21 protein-coding genes are annotated in these 23,366 nt (G+C 60.2%); 16 read left to right on the top strand and 5 right to left on the bottom strand.

Annotation, left to right across the window (positions count from 1 at the left end):
- Positions 1–83 precede the first annotated feature (83 nt).
- Both QRN41_RS09975 and QRN41_RS09970 read right to left on the bottom strand, forming a co-directional pair.
- Positions 84–968, bottom strand: coding sequence for a DMT family transporter (locus tag QRN41_RS09975; protein WP_285421502.1), 885 nt, complete (start codon positions 966–968; stop codon positions 84–86).
- A gap of 100 nt (positions 969–1,068) precedes the next feature.
- Positions 1,069–1,818: a helix-turn-helix transcriptional regulator gene (locus QRN41_RS09970; protein WP_285421501.1), complete on the bottom strand. Its 750-nt coding sequence runs from the start codon at positions 1,816–1,818 to the stop codon at positions 1,069–1,071.
- 137 nt (positions 1,819–1,955) lie between these two features.
- Between QRN41_RS09970 and QRN41_RS09965 the strand changes: the two genes are divergently transcribed.
- On the top strand, positions 1,956–2,774 hold the full coding sequence (locus tag QRN41_RS09965) for a UDP-2,3-diacylglucosamine diphosphatase (protein ID WP_034099534.1): 819 nt from the start codon (positions 1,956–1,958) through the stop codon (positions 2,772–2,774).
- 120 nt (positions 2,775–2,894) lie between these two features.
- Here QRN41_RS09965 and QRN41_RS09960 read toward each other — a convergent pair whose 3' ends face one another.
- The 3 genes from QRN41_RS09960 to phhA form a co-directional block, all read right to left on the bottom strand.
- Positions 2,895–4,088, bottom strand: a complete 1,194-nt coding sequence (locus QRN41_RS09960) for an amino acid aminotransferase (protein ID WP_285421500.1) — start codon at positions 4,086–4,088, stop codon at positions 2,895–2,897.
- Positions 4,088–4,444 carry a 4a-hydroxytetrahydrobiopterin dehydratase gene (locus QRN41_RS09955; protein ID WP_034099530.1) on the bottom strand — a complete coding sequence of 119 codons (357 nt, stop codon included), beginning with the start codon at positions 4,442–4,444 and terminating at the stop codon, positions 4,088–4,090. Before QRN41_RS09955 ends, QRN41_RS09960 begins: the two co-directional genes overlap by 1 nt.
- 99 nt (positions 4,445–4,543) lie before the next feature.
- Positions 4,544–5,335 (bottom strand): phenylalanine 4-monooxygenase, encoded by a 792-nt coding sequence (gene phhA / locus QRN41_RS09950; RefSeq protein ID WP_285421499.1) that lies wholly within the window; start codon positions 5,333–5,335, stop codon positions 4,544–4,546.
- A 258-nt stretch (positions 5,336–5,593) separates the two neighbouring features.
- On the opposite strand from phhA, the gene QRN41_RS09945 reads away from it, so the two are divergent.
- The 15 genes from QRN41_RS09945 (at position 5,594) to QRN41_RS09875 (ending at position 23,313) form a co-directional block, all read left to right on the top strand.
- On the top strand, positions 5,594–7,156 hold the full coding sequence (locus QRN41_RS09945) for a sigma-54-dependent transcriptional regulator (protein WP_123478896.1): 1,563 nt from the start codon (positions 5,594–5,596) through the stop codon (positions 7,154–7,156).
- Positions 7,157–7,571: 415 nt separating this feature from the next.
- Entirely contained in the window at positions 7,572–8,312 is a 741-nt protein-coding gene (locus QRN41_RS09940) for a flagellar basal body rod protein FlgF (RefSeq protein WP_034138859.1), read from the top strand.
- A gap of 68 nt (positions 8,313–8,380) precedes the next feature.
- Positions 8,381–9,166, top strand: coding sequence for a flagellar basal-body rod protein FlgG (gene flgG, locus QRN41_RS09935; protein WP_034099522.1), 786 nt, complete (start codon positions 8,381–8,383; stop codon positions 9,164–9,166).
- Positions 9,167–9,218: 52 nt separating this feature from the next.
- The gene (gene flgH, locus QRN41_RS09930) at positions 9,219–9,914 is read left to right on the top strand and encodes a flagellar basal body L-ring protein FlgH (protein WP_034099521.1); all 696 of its coding nucleotides are present in this window, start codon (positions 9,219–9,221) and stop codon (positions 9,912–9,914) included.
- 27 nt (positions 9,915–9,941) lie between these two features.
- The gene (locus QRN41_RS09925) at positions 9,942–11,030 is read left to right on the top strand and encodes a flagellar basal body P-ring protein FlgI (RefSeq protein WP_034139004.1); all 1,089 of its coding nucleotides are present in this window, start codon (positions 9,942–9,944) and stop codon (positions 11,028–11,030) included.
- 4 nt (positions 11,031–11,034) lie between these two features.
- A complete protein-coding gene (flgJ, locus tag QRN41_RS09920) occupies positions 11,035–12,306 on the top strand; it encodes a flagellar assembly peptidoglycan hydrolase FlgJ (protein ID WP_285421498.1) in 1,272 nt (423 codons plus the stop codon).
- A 13-nt stretch (positions 12,307–12,319) separates the two neighbouring features.
- Positions 12,320–14,368, top strand: coding sequence for a flagellar hook-associated protein FlgK (gene flgK, locus QRN41_RS09915; RefSeq protein ID WP_285421497.1), 2,049 nt, complete (start codon positions 12,320–12,322; stop codon positions 14,366–14,368).
- A gap of 14 nt (positions 14,369–14,382) precedes the next feature.
- Positions 14,383–15,987: a flagellar hook-associated protein 3 gene (locus QRN41_RS09910; protein WP_167416911.1), complete on the top strand. Its 1,605-nt coding sequence runs from the start codon at positions 14,383–14,385 to the stop codon at positions 15,985–15,987.
- 280 nt (positions 15,988–16,267) lie between these two features.
- Positions 16,268–17,197: a ketoacyl-ACP synthase III gene (locus QRN41_RS09905; protein WP_034138855.1), complete on the top strand. Its 930-nt coding sequence runs from the start codon at positions 16,268–16,270 to the stop codon at positions 17,195–17,197.
- 275 nt (positions 17,198–17,472) lie between these two features.
- Positions 17,473–18,888 carry a flagellin N-terminal helical domain-containing protein gene (locus tag QRN41_RS09900; RefSeq protein WP_167416912.1) on the top strand — a complete coding sequence of 472 codons (1,416 nt, stop codon included), beginning with the start codon at positions 17,473–17,475 and terminating at the stop codon, positions 18,886–18,888.
- A gap of 74 nt (positions 18,889–18,962) precedes the next feature.
- The gene (locus tag QRN41_RS09895; RefSeq protein ID WP_034138853.1) at positions 18,963–19,313 is read left to right on the top strand and encodes a flagellar protein FlaG; all 351 of its coding nucleotides are present in this window, start codon (positions 18,963–18,965) and stop codon (positions 19,311–19,313) included.
- A gap of 81 nt (positions 19,314–19,394) precedes the next feature.
- Positions 19,395–20,801, top strand: coding sequence for a flagellar filament capping protein FliD (fliD, locus tag QRN41_RS09890; protein ID WP_285421496.1), 1,407 nt, complete (start codon positions 19,395–19,397; stop codon positions 20,799–20,801).
- A gap of 140 nt (positions 20,802–20,941) precedes the next feature.
- A complete protein-coding gene (gene fliS, locus QRN41_RS09885) occupies positions 20,942–21,346 on the top strand; it encodes a flagellar export chaperone FliS (protein ID WP_034138851.1) in 405 nt (134 codons plus the stop codon).
- A 25-nt stretch (positions 21,347–21,371) separates the two neighbouring features.
- Positions 21,372–21,668 (top strand): flagellar protein FliT, encoded by a 297-nt coding sequence (fliT, locus tag QRN41_RS09880; protein WP_167416913.1) that lies wholly within the window; start codon positions 21,372–21,374, stop codon positions 21,666–21,668.
- A 169-nt stretch (positions 21,669–21,837) separates the two neighbouring features.
- Positions 21,838–23,313 carry a sigma-54 dependent transcriptional regulator gene (locus tag QRN41_RS09875; RefSeq protein WP_034099504.1) on the top strand — a complete coding sequence of 492 codons (1,476 nt, stop codon included), beginning with the start codon at positions 21,838–21,840 and terminating at the stop codon, positions 23,311–23,313.
- Positions 23,314–23,366 lie beyond the last annotated feature (53 nt).

Genomic DNA, 23,366 nt, shown 5'->3' with positions numbered 1-23,366 from the left:
ACTGCGGAAAATGCTCTGGCTGTCGTCGAGGAGCCATTATCCGTTGAACGACGACAGACTGTTGCGGATGCCCGGAGTATAGATCAGGCCGTTGCGGTCGGTTGTTTGGCCGGGCCGGCGCTGCTCATCAGGCCGGAAATCACGATGGCGACGATGATCAAGGCGCCCCCCAGCAGCATGCGCAGGGTCGGCGTTTCGGCAAACAGCAGCCACGCCACGGTGATGCCGTAGACCGGCTCCATGGCAAACACCACCGACGCCGTACGCGCCTTGATCACCGCCAGGCTGGCGACAAACAGGCTGTGGGCCAGGCCGGTGCAGAACACGCCGAGCAGGCCGATCCACAACCAGTCCAGCGCTCGCACATGCGCCAGGCCCGGTGCGGCCACCGGCAACAGGCACGCCGCGACTACCAGGTTCTGGCACAGCGCCGCCTGCACCGCCGGAATGCGCCCGGAGCCGGCGCGGTTGTTCAGGGACAACAGGGAAAACAACAAGCCTGAAAGGATGCCCCAGAGCAGGCCGCCGGTGGCTTCACTGGCCAGGTTGAAGTCGGGGGTCACCAGCACCAGGCCGACCGTGACCAGTACCACCAGCAGTACTTCGTTGGCGCGAATACGCTCGCGGAATATCAGCCCTTCCAGAATGACCGTAAACGCCGGGAACGCCGTGAACCCCAGGGTCGCGACCGCCACACCGGCCACCTTGACCGCAAGAAAAAATGTCACCCAGTGCGCCGCCAGCAACACGCCGCTGACCAGCAGCCGACGCCAGTCGCGCCGCTCCAGGTGCTTCCACGGAGCGCGGCTGGCGAACCGGGCGAACACCGCCAGGGCGAGCACGGCAAACACGGCGCGACCAAACACGATGATGGCCGGCGAAGCGGCCGCCAGTTTGCCGAATACGCCGGTAAGACCAAACATCAGTGCGCCGATATGCAGGGCGCCGAGGGCTGTGCGGGGAGTCATTGCGTTCCTTCAAACCACGAGAGTGACAGGCTCGCAGTCTAGTGGCTTGGGATGGCTGGCGTCTGTCGTGAGGCTCGCGCGTTTTAGCGCAGGACTCGCCCTAAGGCGAGCGCCGCAACGCGCCGGGAGACGCGCCGAACTCACGGGATATAGCGGCGGCAAATGCGCTCTGGGAGCTATAGCCGACCCGCTCGGCGACTTCGCCGATGGGCAGGGCGGTATCGCGCAGCAGACTCAGGGCTTTATGCAGGCGTCGGCTGCGGATGTAGTCCATCGGCGTCTGTCCGCACTCGACGACGAACCGCGCGTGCAGACGCGCCACCGACAGCCCGGCGATGCGCGCCAGATCGGCCACCTGCAAGGGGTGCGCCACGTGCCGTTCGATATGGGCATTGAAGGCCGGATAGGGCAAGCGTCGACCTGGCACGGGCTGGGGTTGCGCAGAATTGAGGCTGGCCAGCAGCAACACCGAACCTTGCTGCACGATCAGCGGGTCGTCCACCGGGCTGTGGGCCAGCCACTGCACCAACTGGTGCTGACGTGCATCCAGGGCCAGGCGCGCGGGTTGGTCGAGCAGGCGTCGGCTCGCGTCGGCATGTTCGCCCAGGGACTGCAGCAGCCAATGTTCGGTGGGTACGTCCAGCACCAGGCAGCGGCTGCCATCGCGACTGCCGCAGGCGTGATGGGCAGAGAAGGGCAGTACCATCACGCTGCTTTCGCGCACTTGGCTGCCACGGCCATCGACCTCCAGATCCAGATGCCCGGACAGGCCGAACACCAACTGCGCATGCGCATGGCTGTGGGCGATGGGCGCTTCGAGGTAGTGGCGAAGGGTGAGGGACGGTCTCATCACGGTCTCCTGGACGGCGAGGCGCCAGTCTACAACGCATCGTGGGCGCCGGTCGCTGTCATCAGACTGACCCACACTTGTCATGGGCCATTAACCGCCATGGCGCAAGCTCGCGAAAACACCGTCGAGGGATGCCCATGACCAGTGCCGAGTTCGCCAAGCCCAGCCGCAAACAACGGGTGCGTACCCTGTGGATTTCCGATGTGCACCTGGGCACCCGGGATTGCCAGGCCGACCATCTTTCGCAGTTCCTCAAGGGCTATCACGCCGATAAGGTCTACCTGGTGGGCGACATTATCGACGGCTGGAAAATGCGCGGCGGCATGTACTGGCCCCAGGCGCACACCAACGTGATCCGCCGCCTGTTGACCATGGCCAAGCGCGGCACCGAGGTGATCTATGTCACCGGCAACCACGATGAATTCCTGCGCCGTTATTCCAAGCTGATCCTGGGCAATATCCAGTTGGTCGACGAAGCCGTGCATGTGACCGCTGACGGTCGCCACCTGCTGGTGATCCACGGCGATCAGTTTGACGTGATTACCCGTTATCACCGCTGGCTGGCGTTTCTTGGCGACTCGGCCTACGAGTTCACCCTGACCTTGAACCGCTGGTTGAACCACTGGCGTGCGCGCTATGGCTATGGTTACTGGTCGCTGTCGGCGTACCTCAAGCACAAGGTCAAGACGGCGGTCAGTTTTATCAGCGATTTTGAAGAAGCGATCGCCCACGAAGTGACCCGGCGTGAATTGCATGGGGTGGTGTGCGGGCATATTCACCATGCGGAGATTCGCAAGGTGGGCGAGGTGGATTACCTCAACTGCGGGGACTGGGTGGAGTCTTGCACGGCGCTGATCGAGCACTGGGATGGCAGTATCGAGTTGTATCGGCTGGCGGATGCCCAGGCCAAAGAAGCGCAACTGAAGGCCGAGGTGGCTCAGGCACACCTTCTGTAACTTCAGATCGCCATCGGGGGCAAGCCCCCTCCCACATTGGAATGCGACCAAATGTGGGAGGGGGCTTGCCCCCGATAGCGGTGTATCAGTCAACCAGTGACTGACTTAGATATGCAGTGTTCAGTTGCAGACGTCGGCAATAGCTTCGGCCAGCAACGCCAAGCGTGTCGCATCAATCCCCGCCACATTGGCCCGCCCCGAACTGACCATATACACACTGTGCTTCTCGCGCAGTTGCTTGACCTGCTCGGCACTCAGGCCGGTGTAGGAGAACATCCCACGTTGCACGCTAATGTGTGCGAATCGCTCGGATAAGCCATGGGGCGCCAGGGCCTCCACCAGCCCGGAACGCAACTGCGCGATGCGCCCACGCATGGCTTCGACTTCTGCGCTCCACTGCTGTTTGAGCTGGGCATCGCCGAGGATGGTCGCCACCACGGCCGCGCCGTGATCCGGCGGGGTCGACCACAGGTTGCGGGCCACATTCGCCAATTGGCTACGCACATCCGTCAGCTTCTCGGCATCCGCCGCGCACACGATCAATGCGCCGACGCGGTCGCGGTATAAACCGAAGTTCTTCGAGCACGAACTGGTGATCAGTACTTCCGGCAATTCGGCGGCAAACAGGCGTACGGCCCAGGCGTCCTGTTCCAGGCCATCGCCGAAGCCCTGGTAGGCGAAGTCGATCAGCGGAAGCAGGTGGCGTTCGCGCACGATCTGCAGCACCTGGCGCCAATCGTCGTGGGACAGATCGAAGCCGGTCGGGTTATGACAGCAGGCATGCAGCAACACCACATCGCCTTCCGGCACGGTGGCGAGGGTCGCCAGCATCGCCGCCACATCCAGGCGGTTATCGGCGCCCACGTAGGGGTAATGGCTGACCTTCAGCCCGGCCTTGGCGAAGATGGTTTCGTGGATCGGCCAGGTCGGGTTGCTCAGCCAGATACCACGGCCTGGCAAGTTGGCAGCGATAAAATCGGCGCTCAAGCGCAGCGCGCCGGTCCCGCCCGGGGTCTGGGTGGCGCCGGCACGACGCCCGTGCAACAGCGCGGAGTCGGCGCCCAGCACCAGTTCGCTGATCAGTTGGCCGAACGCGGCGTCGCCATGACCGCCGATGTAAGTCTTGGTGGTTTGCTGGTCTACCAGGCGCTGTTCGGCGAGCTTCACCGACGGCGGAATCGGCGTCAGGCCCTGGTCGTCCTTGTAGACGCCTACGCCCAGGTCGAACTTTTGCGGGTTGGCATCCTGGGCGTACAGGTCCATCAACCCGAGGATCGGGTCGCCGGGCACGCGGCCAATGGCATCGAAATGCATTACTTGCGGCCCTCGGCGGTCTTGGCCACTTCGTCGGTGCGCGCGGCCATGATGAAGTCGTTGCGGTGCAGGCCCTTGATGGAGTGGCTCCACCAGGTCACGGTGACTTTGCCCCATTCGGTGAGCAGGCCCGGGTGATGGCCTTCGGCTTCGGAAATCTCACCCACGGCATTGGTGAAGGCCAGGGCGAATTTGAAATTCTTGAACAGGAAAACCTTTTCCAGCTGCATCACGCCGTCGCGCACTTCGATGTTCCAGTCAGGGATCTGCTTGATCAGTACCGGCAGTTCTTCATCGCTGACTTGCGGGGCATCGGCGCGGCAGGCTTCGCAGTGGGCTTGGTTCAAGGTGGTCATGTGGAAATGTCCTGAATTCGAATAAGTGAAGGTCAGTGGCGTCACCCTAAAGCAACGCGGCGCCAGGGAACAGACTCACCTGGCCTTAAAAGGCACGGTTCAAGCAGCCTTTGGTTTGGGCGGGAATTTCGGCGCGTGCAGACCCAGCTGCATGCCACGCTCGACCATGCCCATGATGTCTTCCTGCGCCACCTCGAACAGACGCTTGAGGTCGGGCAGCACGAAGTACAGCGGTTGCAGGATGTCGATGCGGTACGGCGTGCGCATCGCTTCCAGCGGGTCGAAGGCTTGATGCTCGGGCTCGGAGGACAGGCTGTATACCGTCTCTTTGGGCGACGACAGAATCCCGCCGCCGTAGATGCGCAGACCGGCCGGCGTGTCCACCAGGCCGAACTCGATGGTCATCCAATACAGGCGCGCCAAGTAGACCCGTTGCTCTTTGGTCGCCGCCAGCCCGAGTTTGCCGTAGGTGTGGGTGAATTCAGCGAACCAAGGGTTGGTCAGCAGCGGGCAGTGGCCGAAGATCTCGTGGAAAATATCCGGCTCTTGCAAGTAGTCCAGTTCTTCGCGGGTGCGGATAAACGTCGCCACTGGAAACTGCTTGCTGGCGAGTAATTCAAAGAAGGTCTGGAAGGGGATCAGCGCCGGCACGCGAGCGACTTGCCAACCGGTGGTCTCGGCCAGCACTTGGTTGATCTCGCCCAGTTGCGGGATGCGGTCCAGGGGCAAGCCCAACTTGTCGATGCCGTCCAGGTATTCCTGGCAGGCGCGACCTTCGATCACTTTCAACTGGCGCGTGATCAGGGTGTTCCATACCGCATGTTCTTCCGGCGGATAGTGGATAAACCCTTGCGCATCGGGCTCGCGGGCCACGTAGTGCGTCTGCTTCATACGGCTCTCCTGCTAGGCATTCGTTCTTGTTATGTCCTGCGATAGGCCTATTGATAACCCGATGGCGTGCGGATGCCAGCCACCTGTGGCAGTGCCACGTAGGAAAATTTACCGTTTTTTGTAAAGTATTCGTTACGAGTGGGGGCCTGCTCTTGGTGTTGGGCTGGGAAAAGCAGTCCGGCTGTCACATAATCTTGACGACTTTCTGCGCCCAGCGACAAAAAGACGCGGCGCCTTCCCTCTTTTCGGGCCTTATTCATGCGTATCAAAGTGCATTGCCAGAACCGCATCGGCATCCTGCGGGACATTCTCAACCTGCTGGTGGAGTACGGCGTCAACGTTGCCAAAGGCGAGGTGGGCGGTGAGCACGGCAATGCTATCTACCTGTTTTGTCCGAACCTGGTGAATATGCAATTCCAGGCGTTGCGCCCGCAGTTCGAGGCGATTGCCGGGGTGTTTGGGGTCAAGCGGGTAGGGCTGATGCCCAGCGAGCGGCGACACATGGAACTCAATGCCTTGCTGGGCGCCCTGGAGTTTCCGGTGCTGTCCATCGACATGGGCGGCTCCATCGTCGCCGCCAACCGTGCGGCGGCGCAGTTGCTGGGGGTGCGGGTGGACGAGGTGCCGGGCATTCCGTTGTCACGCTACGCCGAGGATTTCGATTTGCCGGAACTGGTGCGCGCCAGCAAGTCGCGGATCAACGGCCTGCGGGTCAAGGTCAAGGGCGACGTGTTCCTGGCGGATATCGCGCCGCTGCAATCCTCCGAACACGATGACAGTGAGGCCATGGCCGGCGCCGTGCTGACGTTGCATCGTGCGGACCGGGTCGGCGAGCGCATCTACAACGTGCGCAAGCAGGAACTGCGCGGCTTTGACAGCATCTTCCAAAGCTCCAAGGTGATGGCCGCCGTGGTGCGTGAAGCACGGCGCATGGCCCCGTTGGACGCGCCGCTATTAATAGAAGGCGAGACCGGCACCGGCAAAGAACTGTTGGCGCGCGCCTGCCACTTGGCCAGTCCGCGCGGGCAGTCGCCGCTGATGGCCCTCAACTGCGCCGGCCTGCCGGAGTCGATGGCCGAGACCGAGCTGTTCGGCTACGGCCCCGGCGCGTTCGAAGGCGCCCGGGCGGAAGGCAAGTTGGGGCTGCTGGAGCTGACTGCGGGCGGTACGTTGTTTCTCGACGGTGTGGGCGAAATGAGCGCGCGCCTGCAGGTGAAATTGCTGCGCTTCTTGCAGGACGGTTGTTTCCGCCGCGTCGGCAGTGACGAAGAGGTGTACCTGGATGTGCGGGTGATTTGCGCGACTCAGGTGGATCTGTCCGAACTCTGCGCGCGCGGCGAATTCCGCCAGGACCTCTATCACCGCCTCAATGTGCTGTCCCTACATATCCCACCCCTGCGCGAATGCCTGGATGGCCTGGCGCCGCTGGTGGAGCATTTTCTTGACCAGGCCAGCCGACAGATCGGCTGCCCGTTGCCCACGTTGGCACCGGCGGCGATGGAGCGCCTCAGCCATTATCACTGGCCGGGGAATGTGCGGCAGTTGGAAAACGTGCTGTTCCAGGCAGTGTCTTTGTGCGACGGCGGCACGGTGAAGGTCGAGCATATTCGTCTGCCGGATTACGGCGTGCGTCAGCCCCTTGGCGATTTTTCCCTGGACGGCGGTTTGGAGGCGATTGTCGGGCGCTTCGAGAAAGCGGTGTTGGAAAGCCTGTATGTCGAACATCCCAGCAGTCGACAGCTGGGCAAGCGCCTGGGCGTGTCGCACACCACCATCGCCAATAAATTGCGCGATTACGAAATCCTCAAGACCGATAAATAATCAACTGGCACAACGGTGGCAAAAATGTAGGAGGGGCGGTGCGACGATTCGACTTGCCCCCGATGGCAGTAGGGCAGTCAGCCCAACTGTCACTGACGCATCGCTATCGGGGGCAAGCCCCCTCCCACTTTTGATAGTCATTGCCTGGGCTGGATCAACTGAGTCCTGAACTGACTGGCATTAGGGCTTGCCCGCTCCCGGATGGGTTCTCTGTCACCCGTAAGACGGCCCTTGCCGTAAGCGGCAGTAGTCCGCCGTTTTTTCGACTCTCTCCTTTCCTGAAAAATGTGAAGGCAGCCCGCAAACCCCCGTCCCGCCTGGACTTTCCTGACTTTTTGAAAGTTGGTTCGCTAATTGCTTAAGCCTCATCAGTACAGCGGTGGGCGGCAAGCGTCCGTCATAAAGAGGAAAGAGCGTGGACAAGTACCTTTATGTGGCAATGACCGGCGCCAGCCAGAATGCGCTGGCGCAGAAGGCCCATGCCAACAACCTGGCGAACATTTCCACCAACGGTTTCCAACGCGACCTGGAACAGGCGCGTTCGATGCCGGTGTTCGGTGACAGCTTTCCGGCGCGGGCCTTCGCCATGACTGAGCGTCCCGCCACCGACTTCACGCCTGGCGCGATGATCGAAACCGGCCGCGACCTGGACGTGGCTGTCAACGGCGACGGCTGGCTGGCCGTGCAAACCCCGGATGGCGGCGAAGCCTACGTGCGCAGCGCCAGCATGAACGTGGACGCCCTGGGCGTGCTGCGTGCCGGCAACGGTATGCCGATCATGGGCAACGGTGGCCCTATCGCGGTGCCGCCGCAGCAGAAGATCGAAGTGGGCGCCGACGGCACCATCAGCATCCGTGCCATGGGCGAAGGCCCACGGGTGATGGCCGAAGTGGACCGCATCAAGCTGGTTCAGCCGGACCTGAAGAACATGAATAAGGGCCTGGATGGCACCATCCACACCAAGGACGGCCAGCCGGCTCAGGCCGACGCAGGCGTCAGGCTGACCTCAGGGTTCCTGCAGGCGAGCAACGTCAATGCCGTGGAAGAAATGACGGCGGTGCTGGCGCTTTCCAAGCAGTTCGAGCTGCACATCAAAATGATGAACAGCGCCAAGGAAGACGACCAGGCCATGACACGCGTCATGCAGATGAGCTGATCGCGGTTTCACTGAACTACTAATTTCGCAGCGCAGCGCCAACAAACAGGCGCACGAAGGAGAACAGCATGCTTCCGGCTCTATGGGTTGCCAAAACCGGTCTGTCCGCCCAGGACACCAACCTGACTACCATTTCCAACAACTTGGCCAACGTATCGACCACGGGTTTCAAACGTGACCGCGCCGAGTTCCAGGACTTGCTCTATCAGATCAAGAAACAGCCGGGCGCTCAGTCGACCCAGGACAGCGAACTGCCGTCGGGCCTGCAATTGGGTACCGGTGTGCAGATCGTCGGCACTCAGAAGAACTTCAGCGCCGGTAACCTGCAACAAACCGGTCAGCCGCTGGACATGGCCATCAACGGCCGTGGCTTCTTCCAGATCCTGCAACCGGACGGCACTACGTCCTACACCCGCGACGGTACATTCCACCTGGACTCCAACGGCCAGATCGTCACCGCCAACGGTTTTGCCCTGGAACCGGCGATTGTAGTGCCAGCCGATGCCAAGACCTTCACCGTCGGCAACGACGGCACCGTGTCCATCACCGTGGCCGGCAACCCGGCCTCGCAAGTGATCGGCAACCTGCAGACCGCCGACTTCATCAACCCGGCCGGCTTGCAGGCCATGGGCAACAACCTGTTCCTGGAAACCGCCTCCAGCGGCGCGCCACAGATCGGCACCCCTGGTCTGAACGGTTTCGGCACCACGCTGCAAAGCACCCTGGAAACCTCCAACGTCAGCACCGTGGAAGAGATGGTCAACATGATCACCACTCAGCGCGCTTACGAGATGAACTCCAAGGTGATCTCCACCGCCGACCAGATGCTCTCGTTCGTAACGCAGAATCTGTAATCAAGTCTATGGGGCGCCCTGAAAGCGTCTGCAACACCGTGAGGTAAGGGTCATGAATCGCTATGTTTCCGTTCTGGCATTGAGTGGGATTGCCGTACTCGCGGGCTGTGTCGCCCCGACGCCAAAACCCAATGACCCGTACTACGCGCCGGTGTTGCCACGCACGCCGCTGCCGGCGGCGGCCAACAATGGCTCGATCTACCAGGCCGGCTTCGAACAGAACCTGTACAGCGACCGCAAGGCCTTCCGGGTCGGTGACATCATCACCATCACCCTGAACGAGAAGACCCAGGCCAGCAAGAACGCCAACTCCCAGGTCGGCAAGACCAGCAAGGCAGGCATTGGCCTGACCTCGTTGTTCGGTGCCGTACCTAACACCAACAACCCGTTGGGTGACGGCGATTTGAGCCTCAACGCTGGCTATAGCGGCGACCGTGCGACCAGTGGCAAAAGTGCGGCGGGGCAGGGCAACAGCCTGACCGGTTCGATCACCGTGACCGTGGCCGATGTATTGCCCAACGGCATCATCGCCGTGCGCGGTGAGAAGTGGATGACCCTCAACACTGGCGACGAGCTGGTGCGAATTGCCGGCATGGTGCGCGCCGACGATATCTCTACCGACAACACTGTTTCGTCGACGCGAATCGCCGATGCACGCATTACTTACTCGGGGACGGGTTCGTTTGCCGATGCTAGCCAGCCGGGTTGGTTCGACCGTTTCTTCCTCAGCCCGCTGTTCCCTTTCTAGGTGGCCACTTTGAAACTCAAACAGCTGATGGCGGCGGCCCTGTTGCTTTCCTTGAGCGCCGTCGTCCAGGCCGAACGCTTGAAGGACATCGCCAGCATTTCCGGCGTGCGCTCCAACCAGTTGATCGGCTATGGCCTGGTGGTGGGGCTCAACGGTACGGGTGACCAGACCACCCAGACCCCGTTCACCCTGCAAACCTTCAACAACATGCTCTCGCAGTTCGGCATCAAAGTGCCGCCGGGGTCGGGCAACGTGCAGCTTAAAAACGTCGCGGCGGTGTCGATCAGTGCCGACTTGCCGGCGTTCTCCAAGCCAGGCCAGGTGGTGGACATCACCGTGTCGTCCATCGGTAACTCCAAGAGCCTGCGTGGCGGCACGTTGCTGATGACGCCCCTCAAAGGTATCGACGGTAACGTTTACGCCATTGCCCAGGGCAACCTGGTGGTGGGCGGGTTCGACGCCGAAGGCCGCGACGGTTCCAAGATCACCGTCAACGTGCCGTCGGCCGGTCGCATCCCTGGCGGGGCCACGGTGGAACGCACCGTGCCCAGCGGTTTCAACCAGGGCAACAGCCTGACCTTGAACCTTAACCGCTCGGACTTCACCACCGCCAAGCGCGTGGTCGACAAGGTCAACGACATGCTCGGCCCAGGCGTGGCCCAGGCCATCGACGGCGGTTCGATCCGTGTGACCGCGCCGCTGGACCCCAGCCAGCGCGTCGATTACCTGTCGATCCTGGAAAACCTGGAAGTCGACCCGGGCCAGGCAGTGGCCAAAGTCATCATCAACTCGCGCACCGGTACCATCGTGATCGGCCAGAACGTCAAAGTCTCGCCGGCGGCGGTGACCCACGGCAGCCTGACGGTGACCATCACCGAAGACCCGATCGTCAGCCAGCCTGGGCCGTTGTCCAACGGCCAGACGGCGGTGGTGCCACGCTCGCGGGTTAACGCTCAGCAAGAAGCCAAGCCGATGTTCAAATTCGGCCCCGGTACCACCTTGGACGAGATTGTCCGCGCGGTGAACCAGGTGGGCGCAGCGCCCGGCGACTTGATGGCGATCCTTGAAGCATTGAAACAGGCCGGCGCCTTGCAAGCCGACCTGATCGTGATCTGAGGCCATGGTCATGGATATGCACAAAAGCGGCATTGTCAGTTCGGCGGACTCGGGGTCTTACTCCGACTTGAACCGGCTTAACCAGCTCAAGGTCGGTGCTGACAAAAACAGCGAAGGCAACATGCGCAAAGTGGCGCAGGAGTTTGAGTCGCTGTTTTTGAGCGAGATGCTCAAGTCCATGCGTTCGGCCACCGAGGCGCTGGGCAAAGATAACCCGATGAACACCCCGGCGGCCAAGCAGTACCAGGAAATGTACGACCAGCAATTGGCGGTCTCGCTGTCCCGCGAGGGCGGCGGCATTGGCCTGGCCGACGTGCTGATGCGCCAGATGCAGAAGAACAAGCCGGTGGACGCACAGGCGGCCACTTTGCAGGGCCCGGCGGCGGCCGAGGCGGTCAAGAAAGTCGATGTGCCGACCGAGATCGCCGCCGGCACCCAGGCCGATGGCCCGTTGGGGCGCTCCAATGGTCAGCGTCCGTTGTGGGCGTTCCGTGTCGCCGAGCCTCAAGCCGGCGCCGCCGCTACCCACAGCAACGACATGGAGTTGATGAACCAGCGCCGTATCGCCTTGCCGAGCAAGCTGACCGATCGCCTGCTGGCCGGCATCGTGCCGAGCACCCAGGTCGTCACCGAGGCCAAGGCTGCGCCGCTGCGCAACAGCGCACTGCAAGACAACGTGATCAACAGCAGCGCACGCAGTGTTGCCGCGGCCAATGGCAGCATGCAGGTCTATGGCCGCGCCGTGGCCCAGCCACCATTGGCGCCGGCCAAGAAAGCCTTCAGCTCCCAGGACGAATTTATCGCCACCATGCTGCCGATGGCCGAAGCGGCCGCCAAGCGTATCGGCATCGATCCGAAGTACCTGGTGGCCCAGGCCGCCTTGGAAACCGGTTGGGGCAAATCGGTGATGCGCGCCGAAGACGGCAGCAGCAGCCACAACCTGTTCGGCATCAAGGCCGGCAAGAGCTGGCAGGGCGGCCAGGCCCGCGCGATCACCAGCGAGTTCCGCGACGGGGCGATGGTCAAGGAGACGGCGCAGTTCCGTTCCTATGACTCTTACCAGGACAGCTTCCACGACTTGGTGACGTTGCTGCAAAGCAACGATCGCTATAAAGACGTGGTGAAATCGGCCGATAACCCAGAACGCTTTGTACGCGAGTTGCAAAAAGCCGGTTACGCCACCGACCCGAACTACGCCAACAAGATCTCGCAGATCGCCAATTCGATGAACAGTTACCAGAACTATGCCGCCGCGGGCGCGACCACTCTTTTATAAGGTCTGAACCACCATGAGTTTGCTCAATATAGGGATGTCGGGGCTTAACGCCGCTCAAGGATCGTTGTCGGTCTTGAGTAACAACATCGCCAACGCCAATACCGCGGGTTATTCGCGTCAGCAGACCACGCAAACCGCGAATGCCGTGAACCAATTTGGCGGCGTGTACATCGGCAGCGGCACGACCCTGGCCGATGTGCGCCGGGTGTACAACGAATTCCTCGACACGGCTTATCAGAACAGCACTGCGCTTAATGCCGACGCCAAGGCTTATCAGGATCAGGTCAGTGCCGTCGATAAGACCTTGTCGGACAAGACCACGGGCATGTCCGCAGTGCTCAGTTCGTTTTTTGCGGCGGTGCAGACGGCGGCGAGCAACCCGAGCGACGTGACTGCGCGCCAAGTGATGGTCACCAATGCTCAGACGTTGAGTAACCGCTTCAACGCGATTTCCTCGCAGTTGAGCCAGCAGAAAGAAACCATCAATGGCCAATTGAGCTCGATGAGCGATCAGGTCAACCAACTGACGGCGTCGATTGCTTCGCTCAACAAGCAGATCAATCAGGTGCAGGGTTCGACCAATACCACTCCGGCCAACCTGCTTGATTCGCGCGCCGAGGCTGTGCGTTCGCTCAATGAGCTGATCGGCGTGACCGCGGTCGAAAAGAATGGCGTGTTCAGTGTCAGCACCGGCAGTGGCCAGTCCTTGGTGCTGGGCGATCAGTTCAGCACCATTTCCGCCGTGCCGAGCAAAGGCGACACCAGCCAGTACACCATTGAGCTGAATGCCCCCGGCGGCACCAAGCTCGACCTGGGGAATGTGATCAGCGGCGGCAGCATCGGTGGCCTGTTGCGTTATCGCAGCGACGCGCTGATCCCGGCGATCAATGACCTGGGGCGCATTGCCGTGGCGACGGCTGATGTGGTCAACAGCCAATTGGGTCAGGGCCTGGACCTCAACGGCGAGTTCGGTTCTTCGTTGTTCACGGACATCAACAGTGCCTCGGCCGTTGCCCTGCGCAGCCAGGCTGCACAAGGCAACCTCGGGGATGGTGCCTTGGGCGTAACGATCAAAGACACCAGCAAGCTGACCAATTACGATTACAAGGTTTCTTTCAACGACAGCACCGATCTCACCAAGGCGACCGTGCTGCGTTCCGACGGCAAGGCCATGGGGGTTTACGACCTCAGCGCCACGCCGCCGCCGGTCATCGACGGGTTCACCCTGGCGGTCAAAAGCGGTGCGGTCCAGGCCGGTGACAGTTTCAAGGTCAGCCCCACTGCCAACGGTGCCAAGGAAATCGGTACGGTCCTCACCGACCCCACCAAGCTCGCCTTTGCAGCGCCGCTGTTGGGTGAAGCCAGCAAGACCAACCAGGGCACCGGCAACTTCACGCCGCCGGCGCTTACCGTACCTTTGGATATTCAGGGCGGCGCCGCCACCGCTCAGTTGCGCGTCGGGATTGAAAACTCGATGCCAGTGAAGATGGTGTTCGGCAAGCCCGCGGCAGATGGCACCCAGCCGTATACGCTCAATGATTCCCAGGGCAACCCGATCGGCACCGGCACCATCGTCCCGGGGCAGGGCAACAAGGTCACCATTAACGTGCCGATGCGCGATGCCAGCGGTGCCTTGGTGGTGCCGGCCACCAGTTTCAGCTTCGACACCACGGTGGGTGGTGTGCCAGCTGATGGTGACAGCACCTCTTTCTCGTTCAATGCCGGCGGAAAGTCCGACAACCGCAATGCTTTGCAGCTATTGAATCTGCAAACCAAGGCGACCATTGGCACGGCGGCCGATGGCACGGGCGGCACCAGCCTGGTGGGCGCCAACAGCAAACTGGTATCGACCGTCGGTGCCAAGGCCGCCGCGGCCGGCACCGATACCACTGCCACTGGCGCGCTGTTGAGCGCCAATAAGAACGCGCGTAACTCGGTGTCCCAGGTCAACCTGGATGAAGAAGCGGGTGACATGATCAAGTTCCAGCAGTACTACACCGCCTCGTCGCAGATCATCAAAGCTGCGCAAGAAACCTTCAGCACGCTGATTAGCAGTCTTTAAGGGAGCCAGGGACGATGCGCATTTCTACGCAGCAATATTTCGAGACCAGTTCCACCAAGTACTCGAACAACTATTCGGGCGTGGTGAAAGCTCAAGACCAGGCGAGCAGCGGCGTGCGCGTGCAAACCGCTGCGGATGATCCGGTGGCGGCGGCACGTTTATTGATGCTTCAGCAGCAGAAAGACATGCTGACTCAGTACAACGGCAACATCACCAGCCTGAAGGACAAGCTGACCAACGAAGAGAGCGTGCTGACCGCAATCAGCGATGCCATGCAGCGCGCCACCGAGTTGGCGCTGCGTGCCGGTGGTTCGATCAGCGATGCGGATCGGCGCTCGATCGCCAGCGAAGTCGGCGCGATCGAGGATCAGGTGCTGGGTTTGCTCAACAGCAAGGACTCTTCGGGCAACTATCTGTTTTCGGGCTCCAAGACCCAAACCCCGCCTTATGCGCGTAATAACGATGGCACCTACAGCTACCAGGGTGATGAAACGCCGCTGAGCCTGCAGGTTTCCAACACGCTGACAATCAATGCCGGCGATACCGGCAAGACCGTACTGGAAGGTGCTGCCAACTCGGGCCGCACCCAGGCCCCGTGGCTGGCGCCGGTTCCGCAGACAGTGCCGCCGACCGTCAACGACAACAAGGTGGCGTTGTCCGCCGGCCTGGTCACGTCCAGCGCTGACTATTCGGGTAAATTTGCCGACGGCCAGCCGTACAAGCTCACCTTCACCAGCAGTACGCAATATAAGGTGGAGGACAAGAACGGTACCGACATCACCTCCGAGATCCCTGGCAACGGCACGTTCGATGCCACCAAGGAAGGCAGCTCCAGCATTGCGCTACGTGGTGTGAAGTTCGACATCACCCTGAAGCTGGGCGACGATGTCGCGCCTGGCGCGCCGTCCGATGCGCTGGTCAAGGACCGTACTTTCAGCCTGGAATCCAAGCCCGATACGTTCAGCGTCTCGCGTACCCCGAGCAACGCCTCAAGCGCGCAGTTGACGGGGGCTCAGGTGTCAAGCCAGGCGGACTATGCCAGCACCTTCCCGACCAACAGCGGCGCGATCATCAAGTTCACCAGTGCCACGGCCTATGAGGTCTATGCCCAGCCGTACACCACCGACAGCAAGGCCATTGCCACCGGTGATACCGGTGGCGGTACCACGGTGACAGCGGCTGGCGTGACATTCGATGTGAGTGCCGGGCCACCGCAGCCGGGTGATCAGTTCTCCGTCGGGGCCAACACCCAGAAGACCCAGAATGCGCTGGATACCTTGGGTCAGTTGCGTCGAGCCCTGGAGTTGCCGGCCGACGGCAACCCGGCAGCGACCGTCAAATTGAAGGATGTACTGGATACGTCGATCGCCAACCTGGCCAACTCGACGTCCCAGATCGTCAATGTGCGCGGCTCCATCGGTGCGCGCGGCCAGGCCCTGACGATCCAGTCCGATGAAAATGCCAGCATCGGCATCGCCAACACCAGCACCATGAGCGACTTGGCCAATATCGACATGGGCGAGGCGGCAATCAACCTGTCGCTGCAACAAACCATGCTGCAAGCCTCGCAGCTGGCCTTTGTGAAGATTTCGCAGTTGAGCTTGTTCAACAAGATGTGATTTCACCGCGTCAGCACAGCGGCCCCGCCTGGAAACAGGCGGGGCCGCTGTCGTTTCAGGGGGCTCAATTGTTTAAAGGTTTTGCATAAACCGCAGAAAATTGAGTGACCTGTGAGTCATAAAGCGCATCTTCACTGTATCGTGTGAAAAGGATAAGTCGTCACAGGGTCCTTGCGGGGCGGCTTTCAGCGAGATTTTTATGGGGTTACCCCCTTTATTGTCAGCACTCCAGGCGTCGGCCGTGGGGTGTTCTCCAGCTATTTAGTATTGGGAAGCCACAATGATTGGCATAAAAAGCATCGCCAGTTACGTGCCGGCGGACGGTATCGATAACTACGCCCAGGGTGCCAAATTCGCCAAGGATGAAGAGTTCATCATTGGCAAGATCGGTTCGGCGTTCCTGCCGCGCAAGGAAGCTGCGCAGGAAACCTCCGATCTGTGTGTCGAAGCGGTCAACGCCTTGTTTGCCAACAACCCGGATCTCAAGCGCGAATCGATTGACGCGCTGATCGTCGTGACCCAGAACGGTGACGAAGAGGGCTTGCCCCATACAGCCGCCATCGTCCAGGACAAACTGGGGCTGCCGACCCATGTCGCCGCGTTTGATATTTCCCTGGGCTGCTCCGGTTACGTCTACGGCATCTACGCGATGAAGGGCTTTATGGAAGCCGCCGGCCTGAAAAATGGCCTGTTGATCACCGCCGACCCGTACTCCAAGATCGTCGACCCGGAAGATCGCAACACCACCATGCTGTTCGGCGACGCCGCCACCGCGACCTGGATGGGCGAAGATGCCTCGTGGCTGCTGGGCAAGTCCAAGTTCGGCACCGACGGTTCCGGCGCACCGCACCTGAAGGTCAGCGATGGCGTGTTCTTTATGAACGGTCGCCAGGTGTTCAATTTTGCCTTGCTCAAAGTGCCGGCGCATTTGCACGAGCTGCTCAATGAGTCGGACCTCAAGGCCGATGACATCGATGCGTTCTGCATTCACCAGGGCAGTGCGGCGATTGTCGACGCCGTGGCCCGTCGCTTCGAAGAGGCGCCGGTGGACAAGTTCATCAAGGACATGGTCGAGACCGGCAACACCGTGTCGTCGAGCATTCCATTGCTGCTGGAAAAGCATGTGATGGACGCCACCTGGAAACGCGTGGCGATCAGTGGATTCGGTGTGGGCCTGTCGTGGGGCTCGGCGATTCTGCATCGTCCGTGACGCGTCGGTAGACTGCGTACACCGCAAAAGCAAACGCCGATGATCGAAAGATCATCGGCGTTTTTTATTTGGCGCCAAAAAAACCGCTGAAATCGCGGCTTGGCGTATGCCTAAACCCTTGAATTACAAGGGGTGGCACGGCGCCAGTAAAAAAAATCAAAAAAACCCTCAAGCAACCGGCTACCACGACGATAACTATTACGTAGGTTCTCTAGGCCACACCCGGCAGTTGCCAGGGCCGGAAGCCGCAGTATCCATCCAACGAGGATTTCGTCATGGCTTTAACAGTAAACACCAACATTGCTTCGGTCTCCACTCAGGGCAACCTGAACAAAGCTGGCACCGCCCTGGCCACTTCCATGCAGCGCCTGTCTTCCGGCCTGCGTATCAACAGCGCTAAAGACGACGCTGCCGGCCTGGGTATTGCTACCCGTATGACCAGCCAGATCAACGGCCTGGGTCAAGCAGTAAAGAACGCCAACGATGGTATCTCCATCGCGCAGACCGCTGAAGGCGCAATGCAGGCTTCGACCGACATTCTGCAAAAAATGCGTACCCTGGCTCTGTCCTCGGCTACCGGCTCCCTGAGCAACGACGACCGTAAGTCGAACAACGACGAATACCAGGCTCTGACTTCGGAACTGACCCGTATCTCGCAAACCACCACTTTCGGTGGCCAGAAACTGCTGGACGGTTCGTACGGTACCAAAGCCATCCAGGTTGGCGCCAACGCTAACGAAACCATCAACGTCAGCCTGGAAAACGTTGCGGCCAACAACATTGGTTCGCAGCAAGTCAAGAGCATTGGCATCACCCCTGGTGCCGGTGTTGTCGGCGGCGCAATCGCTGTAACCGGTAACGGTCAGACTAACAGCGTCACCGTAGCGGCTGCTGCTTCGGCCAAAACCATCGCTGCCCAACTGAACGGCGCCATCGGTGGCCTGGGCGCTACCGCCAGCACAGAAGCTCAGTTCGTGGTCGGCGCTGCTGCTGCTACCGCTCCGGCTTCGTTCACCATGACTGTTGGCGGCCAAGCCACCAGCTTCGTCGGTGTGACCGATACCGCCAGCCTGGCTGAGGCGCTGAAGTCCAACTCCGCCAAACTGGGTATCAGCGTTAACTACGATGAGTCCAAAGGCACTCTGTCGGTTAAATCCGATACCGGTGAAAACCTGGCCTTCAGCGCTTCGACCAATGCCGGCAGCATCACTGTCGCCACCAAAGACGGTTCGGGTACCTACGGCACTGCTACCGCCCTGGCTGACGGCATCATCGCTACCGGTGCTGTAAACCTGGACTCCTCCAAGGGCTACTCCCTGGAAGGCGCTGGTGTGACTGGTATCTTCGGTGCCGGTACTTCGGCTGCTTCGGCCAAGACCACCGTGTCGCAGACCGACGTGACCGACGCCACCAAGGCGCAGAACGCTGTGGCTGTGATCGACCAGGCTATCGCTTCCATCTCCAGCGCCCGTTCGGGTCTGGGTGCTGTTCAGAACCGTCTGACCAGCACTGTGGACAACCTGACCAACATCCAGAAAAACACCACTGCTGCCCGTAGTACTGTTCAGGACGTCGACTTCGCTTCCGAGGCCGCTGAACTGACCAAGCAGCAAACCCTGCAGTCGGCTTCGACCGCGATCCTGTCTCAGGCCAACCAACTGCCATCCGCTGTACTGAAGCTGCTTCAGTAATACAAGCGCTTGGTAGCTGACGGAAGGGCGCGTTTACGTGCCCTTTCGTCTTTTCCAATCAGAGGAGATTGGGCATGGACATGAATGTGAATTTGAACTTGTCTTATCCGTCGCTGGCCCCGCAAGGCGCGGTGGCCCCTGTGGTTGTGGATAAAGACAAGAGCAAAGTTGAAGCGGTTGCGCCAACCCCGGATAAAGCCAAACCTGGCGATCTGGAAAAAGCGGTCACCGATATTAAAGAATTCGTACAAGCGGCCCAGCGCAATCTGGATTTTTCCATTGATGATTCCACTCACAGGGTCGTGGTCAAGGTCATTGCCACCGACACCGGTGAAGTGATCCGCCAGATCCCATCGGAAACGGCCTTGAAATTGGCGCAAAGCTTGTCCAGCGCCAGTCATGTGCTGTTTGACGACAAGGCTTGATCTGGCATGAAACTTGTTGCTGCTACTGTCTGATGCGTAATTCGTCAAGATAACGGCAGCCACCGGACTAGGAGAAAGATGATGGCGGGTACAACGATTACTGGCGTGGGGTCTGGTTTCGACACCCAGGCAATTGTGAAATCCCTGGTGGATGCCGAACGCGCGCCGAAACAGGCGCAGATCAACGCACAATCGCAAAAGGCCACGACCCAGCTGTCGTCGATCGGCAAAATCCAGGCGGCCCTGGATGCGTTCCGTGGCGCGTTGGACAGCATGGTCACCGACAATAGCTTCAGTGGCTTGACCGGTACGTCCTCGGATGAAAAAGTCGCCACCATGACGGCTAACCAGGGCGCGGCCAACGGTAGTTTCTCGCTGGTCGTCAACCAGCTTGCCAAGCCCTCAAAGCTGTCGACCATCAGTTTTGCCGGTGGCCAATCCACGGTCGTCAACAACACGGGCAAAGCGACGACGCTGACCATCACTCAGTCGGGTAAGAACTTCGACCTGAGTGTTCCGGCCGGGGCCACCTTGCAACAGGTACGCGATTCGATCAACTCGCAGTTCGGCACTGCCGGTCTGAGTGCCAACATTCTCACCGACTCCAACGGTTCGCGTCTGATCCTGACGTCCACCAATGGCGGGGTAGGGTCTGACTTGACCATGTCGGGTAACTCCGGGATCGACACAGGCTACAAGGTGGTCGATGTGCCGCAGAATGCCAAGTACACCATCGATGGCATTGCGGCGGAATCGAAGTCCAACAGCATCAGTGATGCGGTGAGTGGTGTCAGTATCAAATTGCTGGCCGTGTCGCCTACGCTCGTTGCTAACGATCCGAATACTACTGATCCGGTTCGTACCGCCCTGACCATCTCGGTAAGCACTAGCACTACCGCACTGAAGTCCGGGGTCAAGGGGTTTGTCGACACCTACAATGCTCTGCTCAAGGCGATGAACGCCGAGACCAAAGTGACCAAGGACGCCGCCGGTAACTCGGTCGCGGCAACGCTGACCGGCGACTCGACCATGCGCACCCTGCAATCGGCGATCCGCAACGAGTTCAATATGTTGTCCGGCAACGGCACCTTGAAGTCTCTGGCGCAGTTCGGTGTGACTAGCGACCAAGACACGGGAGCGCTGAGTATCGACGCCAAGCAGTGGGACAAAGCCGTGCTGAGCAATCCGGCGGATATCAACAGCATCTTCAGTGGCAAGACAGGTCTGTTGGCGCGTCTTAAGACGGCGACCGAGCCCTATGCCAAGGCCTCCACTGGCATTCTGGCCACGCGCACCGCGTCGTTGTCCGAAAGCCTTAAAGACCTGAACAAAGACCAGATCAGCCTGGATGAGCGTTTGACCACCATGCAGGACGCCCTGACTCGCAAGTACACCGCCATGGACACCCTGGTAGCGCAGTTGCGGCAGCAGAGCAACAGCATTCTCGGCACGCTCAGTGCGATCAGTAATTCCAAAAGCGATAGCTGATCGAACGGTCGAAAAAAAGCCCAGGTTCATTGACCTGGGCTTTGTTTTTCAAGCGGCCGACGGGTTAAAGTTTTGCGCAATCCAGTCGATATATTGGTTAATGAAATCCTTCTCGCTGTTGCTTGTCACGAGGTAGAAACATGAATCCCATGAGAGCCCTTCGCCAATACCAGAAGGTCAATTCCCACGCCCAGATCTCCGAAGCCAGCCCGCACCGCCTGGTGCAGATGCTGCTCGAAGGCGGCCTTGACCGTATTGCGCAAGCCAAAGGGGCCCTGGCGCGCGGTGACATTGCTCAGAAGGGCCTGATGCTGGGCAAGGCCACGGACATCATTATCGGCCTTCGTGATGGCCTGAATGCGGAAAAAAGCGACAACAAGGAATACGTCCAGCGCCTGGAAGGCCTGTATGTGTACATGAGCAACCGTCTGATGGAAGCCAATCTGCACAACGACGCCGACATGCTCGACGAGGTCGCGCAATTGCTGATTACCGTGAAAGAAGGCTGGGATGCCATCGGGGCGCCACAGGGCGTCGCACAATAAGGCCACAGGCCTTGAGGAACACATCATGAGCCACGCACTGCAACGCATTGATGAAACCCGCGAAGCCCTGATCGGCGCGCTGGCGGAACGCAACTGGGAGGCTGTTGGCGAGTTGGATCTGGGTTGTCGTGCGGTGATTGATGAGGTGCTCAGCGAAGTCCCTGTGGATGAAAATGCGCTGCGTGAAAAGCTTGAGAGCCTGCTGGCGGTCTACCAGCAACTGCTTGAGGTGACGACGGGCGAGCGCCAGGCGATTTTCGAAGAGATGTCGCAGATCAACCAAGCGAAGAATGCGTCAAAGGTCTACCATCTGTTCGGCTGAACAGACGCAGTTAATCCGACCGGCGCGTCATAAATTTGACCGTGCCAGCTTTTTTGACTTAACTAGTGCTGTTTTCAGAGTTCAGACGTCTATAGAGTAAGAAGTCCTACAGCCGTCTCGATTGCCCCTACATTTGGGCAGGAAGTTTTACTAGGGAAGTTGCTATTGCATGTGGCGTGAAACCAAAATTCTGCTGATTGATGACGATAGCGTCCGTCGCCGCGATTTGGCGGTGATTTTGAATTTTCTCGGCGAAGAAAATTTGCCCTGCGGCAGCCACGATTGGCAGCAGGCGGTCAGCTCGTTGTCGTCGAGCCGTGAAGTCATTTGTGTGCTGATCGGGACGGTAAACGCTCCTGGCGCTGTTTTGGGCTTGTTAAAGACACTGTCTACCTGGGATGAGTTCCTTCCCGTGTTGCTAATGGGCGAAAATTCTTCGCTCGACCTGCCCGAAGACCAGCGCCGGCGTGTCCTTTCCACCCTGGAAATGCCGCCCAGCTACAGCAAATTGCTCGATTCCCTGCACCGTGCCCAGGTCTATCGCGAGATGTACGACCAGGCTCGCGAGCGCGGTCGTCATCGCGAACCCAACCTGTTCCGTAGCCTGGTCGGCACCAGCCGCGCCATCCAGCATGTGCGCCAGATGATGCAGCAAGTGGCCGACACTGACGCCAGCGTGCTGATCCTCGGCGAGTCGGGCACCGGCAAGGAAGTGGTCGCGCGCAACCTGCATTACCATTCCAAGCGCCGCGACGGGCCCTTTGTACCGGTCAACTGCGGGGCGATTCCGGCAGAGCTGCTGGAAAGCGAGCTGTTCGGTCACGAGAAGGGCGCCTTTACCGGCGCCATCACCAGCCGTGCCGGGCGTTTCGAGCTGGCCAACGGCGGCACTCTGTTCCTCGACGAAATCGGCGACATGCCGCTGCCGATGCAGGTTAAGCTGCTGCGTGTGTTGCAGGAGCGCACATTCGAGCGCGTGGGCAGCAACAAGACCCAGAGCGTGGACGTGCGCATCATCGCCGCGACCCACAAGAACCTCGAAAGCATGATCGAGATCGGCAGCTTCCGCGAAGACCTCTACTATCGCCTCAACGTATTCCCCATTGAGATGGCCCCGCTGCGTGAGCGCGTGGAAGACATCCCGCTGCTGATGAACGAACTGATCTCGCGCATGGAACACGAAAAGCGTGGCTCGATTCGCTTCAATTCCGCCGCAATCATGTCCCTGTGCCGCCACGGCTGGCCGGGCAACGTGCGTGAGCTGGCCAACCTGGTGGAGCGCATGGCGATCATGCACCCCTACGGTGTGATCGGCGTGGTCGAGCTGCCGAAGAAATTCCGCTATGTCGATGACGAAGATGAGCAATTGGTCGACAGTCTGCGCAGTGACATGGAAGAACGGGTCGCCATCAACGGCCACACCCCGGATTTTGGTTCCACCGCCATGCTGCCGCCGGAGGGCCTGGACCTGAAGGACTACCTCGGCAATCTGGAGCAGGGCCTGATCCAACAAGCCCTGGACGATGCCGGTGGCATTGTCGCCCGTGCCGCCGAGCGCCTGCGCATTCGTCGTACCACCCTGGTGGAGAAGATGCGCAAGTACGGTATGAGCCGCCGCGAAGGTGACGAACAGGCGGATGATTGACGCCTGTTTTTCAACTGACTGAAAACTAAGCCTATTTTTTTAGGCACGGGTAT

It is taken from the genome of Pseudomonas sp. efr-133-TYG-23, assembly GCF_030209215.1.
Lineage (GTDB): Bacteria > Pseudomonadota > Gammaproteobacteria > Pseudomonadales > Pseudomonadaceae > Aquipseudomonas > Aquipseudomonas rhodesiae.
The sequence above is the reverse complement of the archived record's forward strand: the minus strand, read 5'-3'. Positions and strand labels throughout refer to the sequence as shown.

Bases quoted from the DNA above. Each gene is read 5' to 3' on its own strand.
- QRN41_RS09975 (WP_285421502.1), bottom strand. From the start codon at position 968: ATGACTCCCCGCACAGCCCTCGGCGCCCTGCATATCGGCGCACTGATG.
- QRN41_RS09970 (WP_285421501.1), bottom strand. From the start codon at position 1,818: ATGAGACCGTCCCTCACCCTTCGCCACTACCTCGAAGCGCCCATCGCC.
- QRN41_RS09965 (WP_034099534.1), top strand. From the start codon at position 1,956: ATGACCAGTGCCGAGTTCGCCAAGCCCAGCCGCAAACAACGGGTGCGT.
- QRN41_RS09960 (WP_285421500.1), bottom strand. From the start codon at position 4,088: ATGCATTTCGATGCCATTGGCCGCGTGCCCGGCGACCCGATCCTCGGG.
- QRN41_RS09955 (WP_034099530.1), bottom strand. From the start codon at position 4,444: ATGACCACCTTGAACCAAGCCCACTGCGAAGCCTGCCGCGCCGATGCC.
- phhA (WP_285421499.1), bottom strand. From the start codon at position 5,335: ATGAAGCAGACGCACTACGTGGCCCGCGAGCCCGATGCGCAAGGGTTT.
- QRN41_RS09945 (WP_123478896.1), top strand. From the start codon at position 5,594: ATGCGTATCAAAGTGCATTGCCAGAACCGCATCGGCATCCTGCGGGAC.
- flgG (WP_034099522.1), top strand. From the start codon at position 8,381: ATGCTTCCGGCTCTATGGGTTGCCAAAACCGGTCTGTCCGCCCAGGAC.
- flgH (WP_034099521.1), top strand. From the start codon at position 9,219: ATGAATCGCTATGTTTCCGTTCTGGCATTGAGTGGGATTGCCGTACTC.
- QRN41_RS09925 (WP_034139004.1), top strand. From the start codon at position 9,942: ATGGCGGCGGCCCTGTTGCTTTCCTTGAGCGCCGTCGTCCAGGCCGAA.
- flgJ (WP_285421498.1), top strand. From the start codon at position 11,035: ATGGTCATGGATATGCACAAAAGCGGCATTGTCAGTTCGGCGGACTCG.
- flgK (WP_285421497.1), top strand. From the start codon at position 12,320: ATGAGTTTGCTCAATATAGGGATGTCGGGGCTTAACGCCGCTCAAGGA.
- QRN41_RS09910 (WP_167416911.1), top strand. From the start codon at position 14,383: ATGCGCATTTCTACGCAGCAATATTTCGAGACCAGTTCCACCAAGTAC.
- QRN41_RS09905 (WP_034138855.1), top strand. From the start codon at position 16,268: ATGATTGGCATAAAAAGCATCGCCAGTTACGTGCCGGCGGACGGTATC.
- QRN41_RS09900 (WP_167416912.1), top strand. From the start codon at position 17,473: ATGGCTTTAACAGTAAACACCAACATTGCTTCGGTCTCCACTCAGGGC.
- QRN41_RS09895 (WP_034138853.1), top strand. From the start codon at position 18,963: ATGGACATGAATGTGAATTTGAACTTGTCTTATCCGTCGCTGGCCCCG.
- fliD (WP_285421496.1), top strand. From the start codon at position 19,395: ATGGCGGGTACAACGATTACTGGCGTGGGGTCTGGTTTCGACACCCAG.
- fliS (WP_034138851.1), top strand. From the start codon at position 20,942: ATGAATCCCATGAGAGCCCTTCGCCAATACCAGAAGGTCAATTCCCAC.
- fliT (WP_167416913.1), top strand. From the start codon at position 21,372: ATGAGCCACGCACTGCAACGCATTGATGAAACCCGCGAAGCCCTGATC.
- QRN41_RS09875 (WP_034099504.1), top strand. From the start codon at position 21,838: ATGTGGCGTGAAACCAAAATTCTGCTGATTGATGACGATAGCGTCCGT.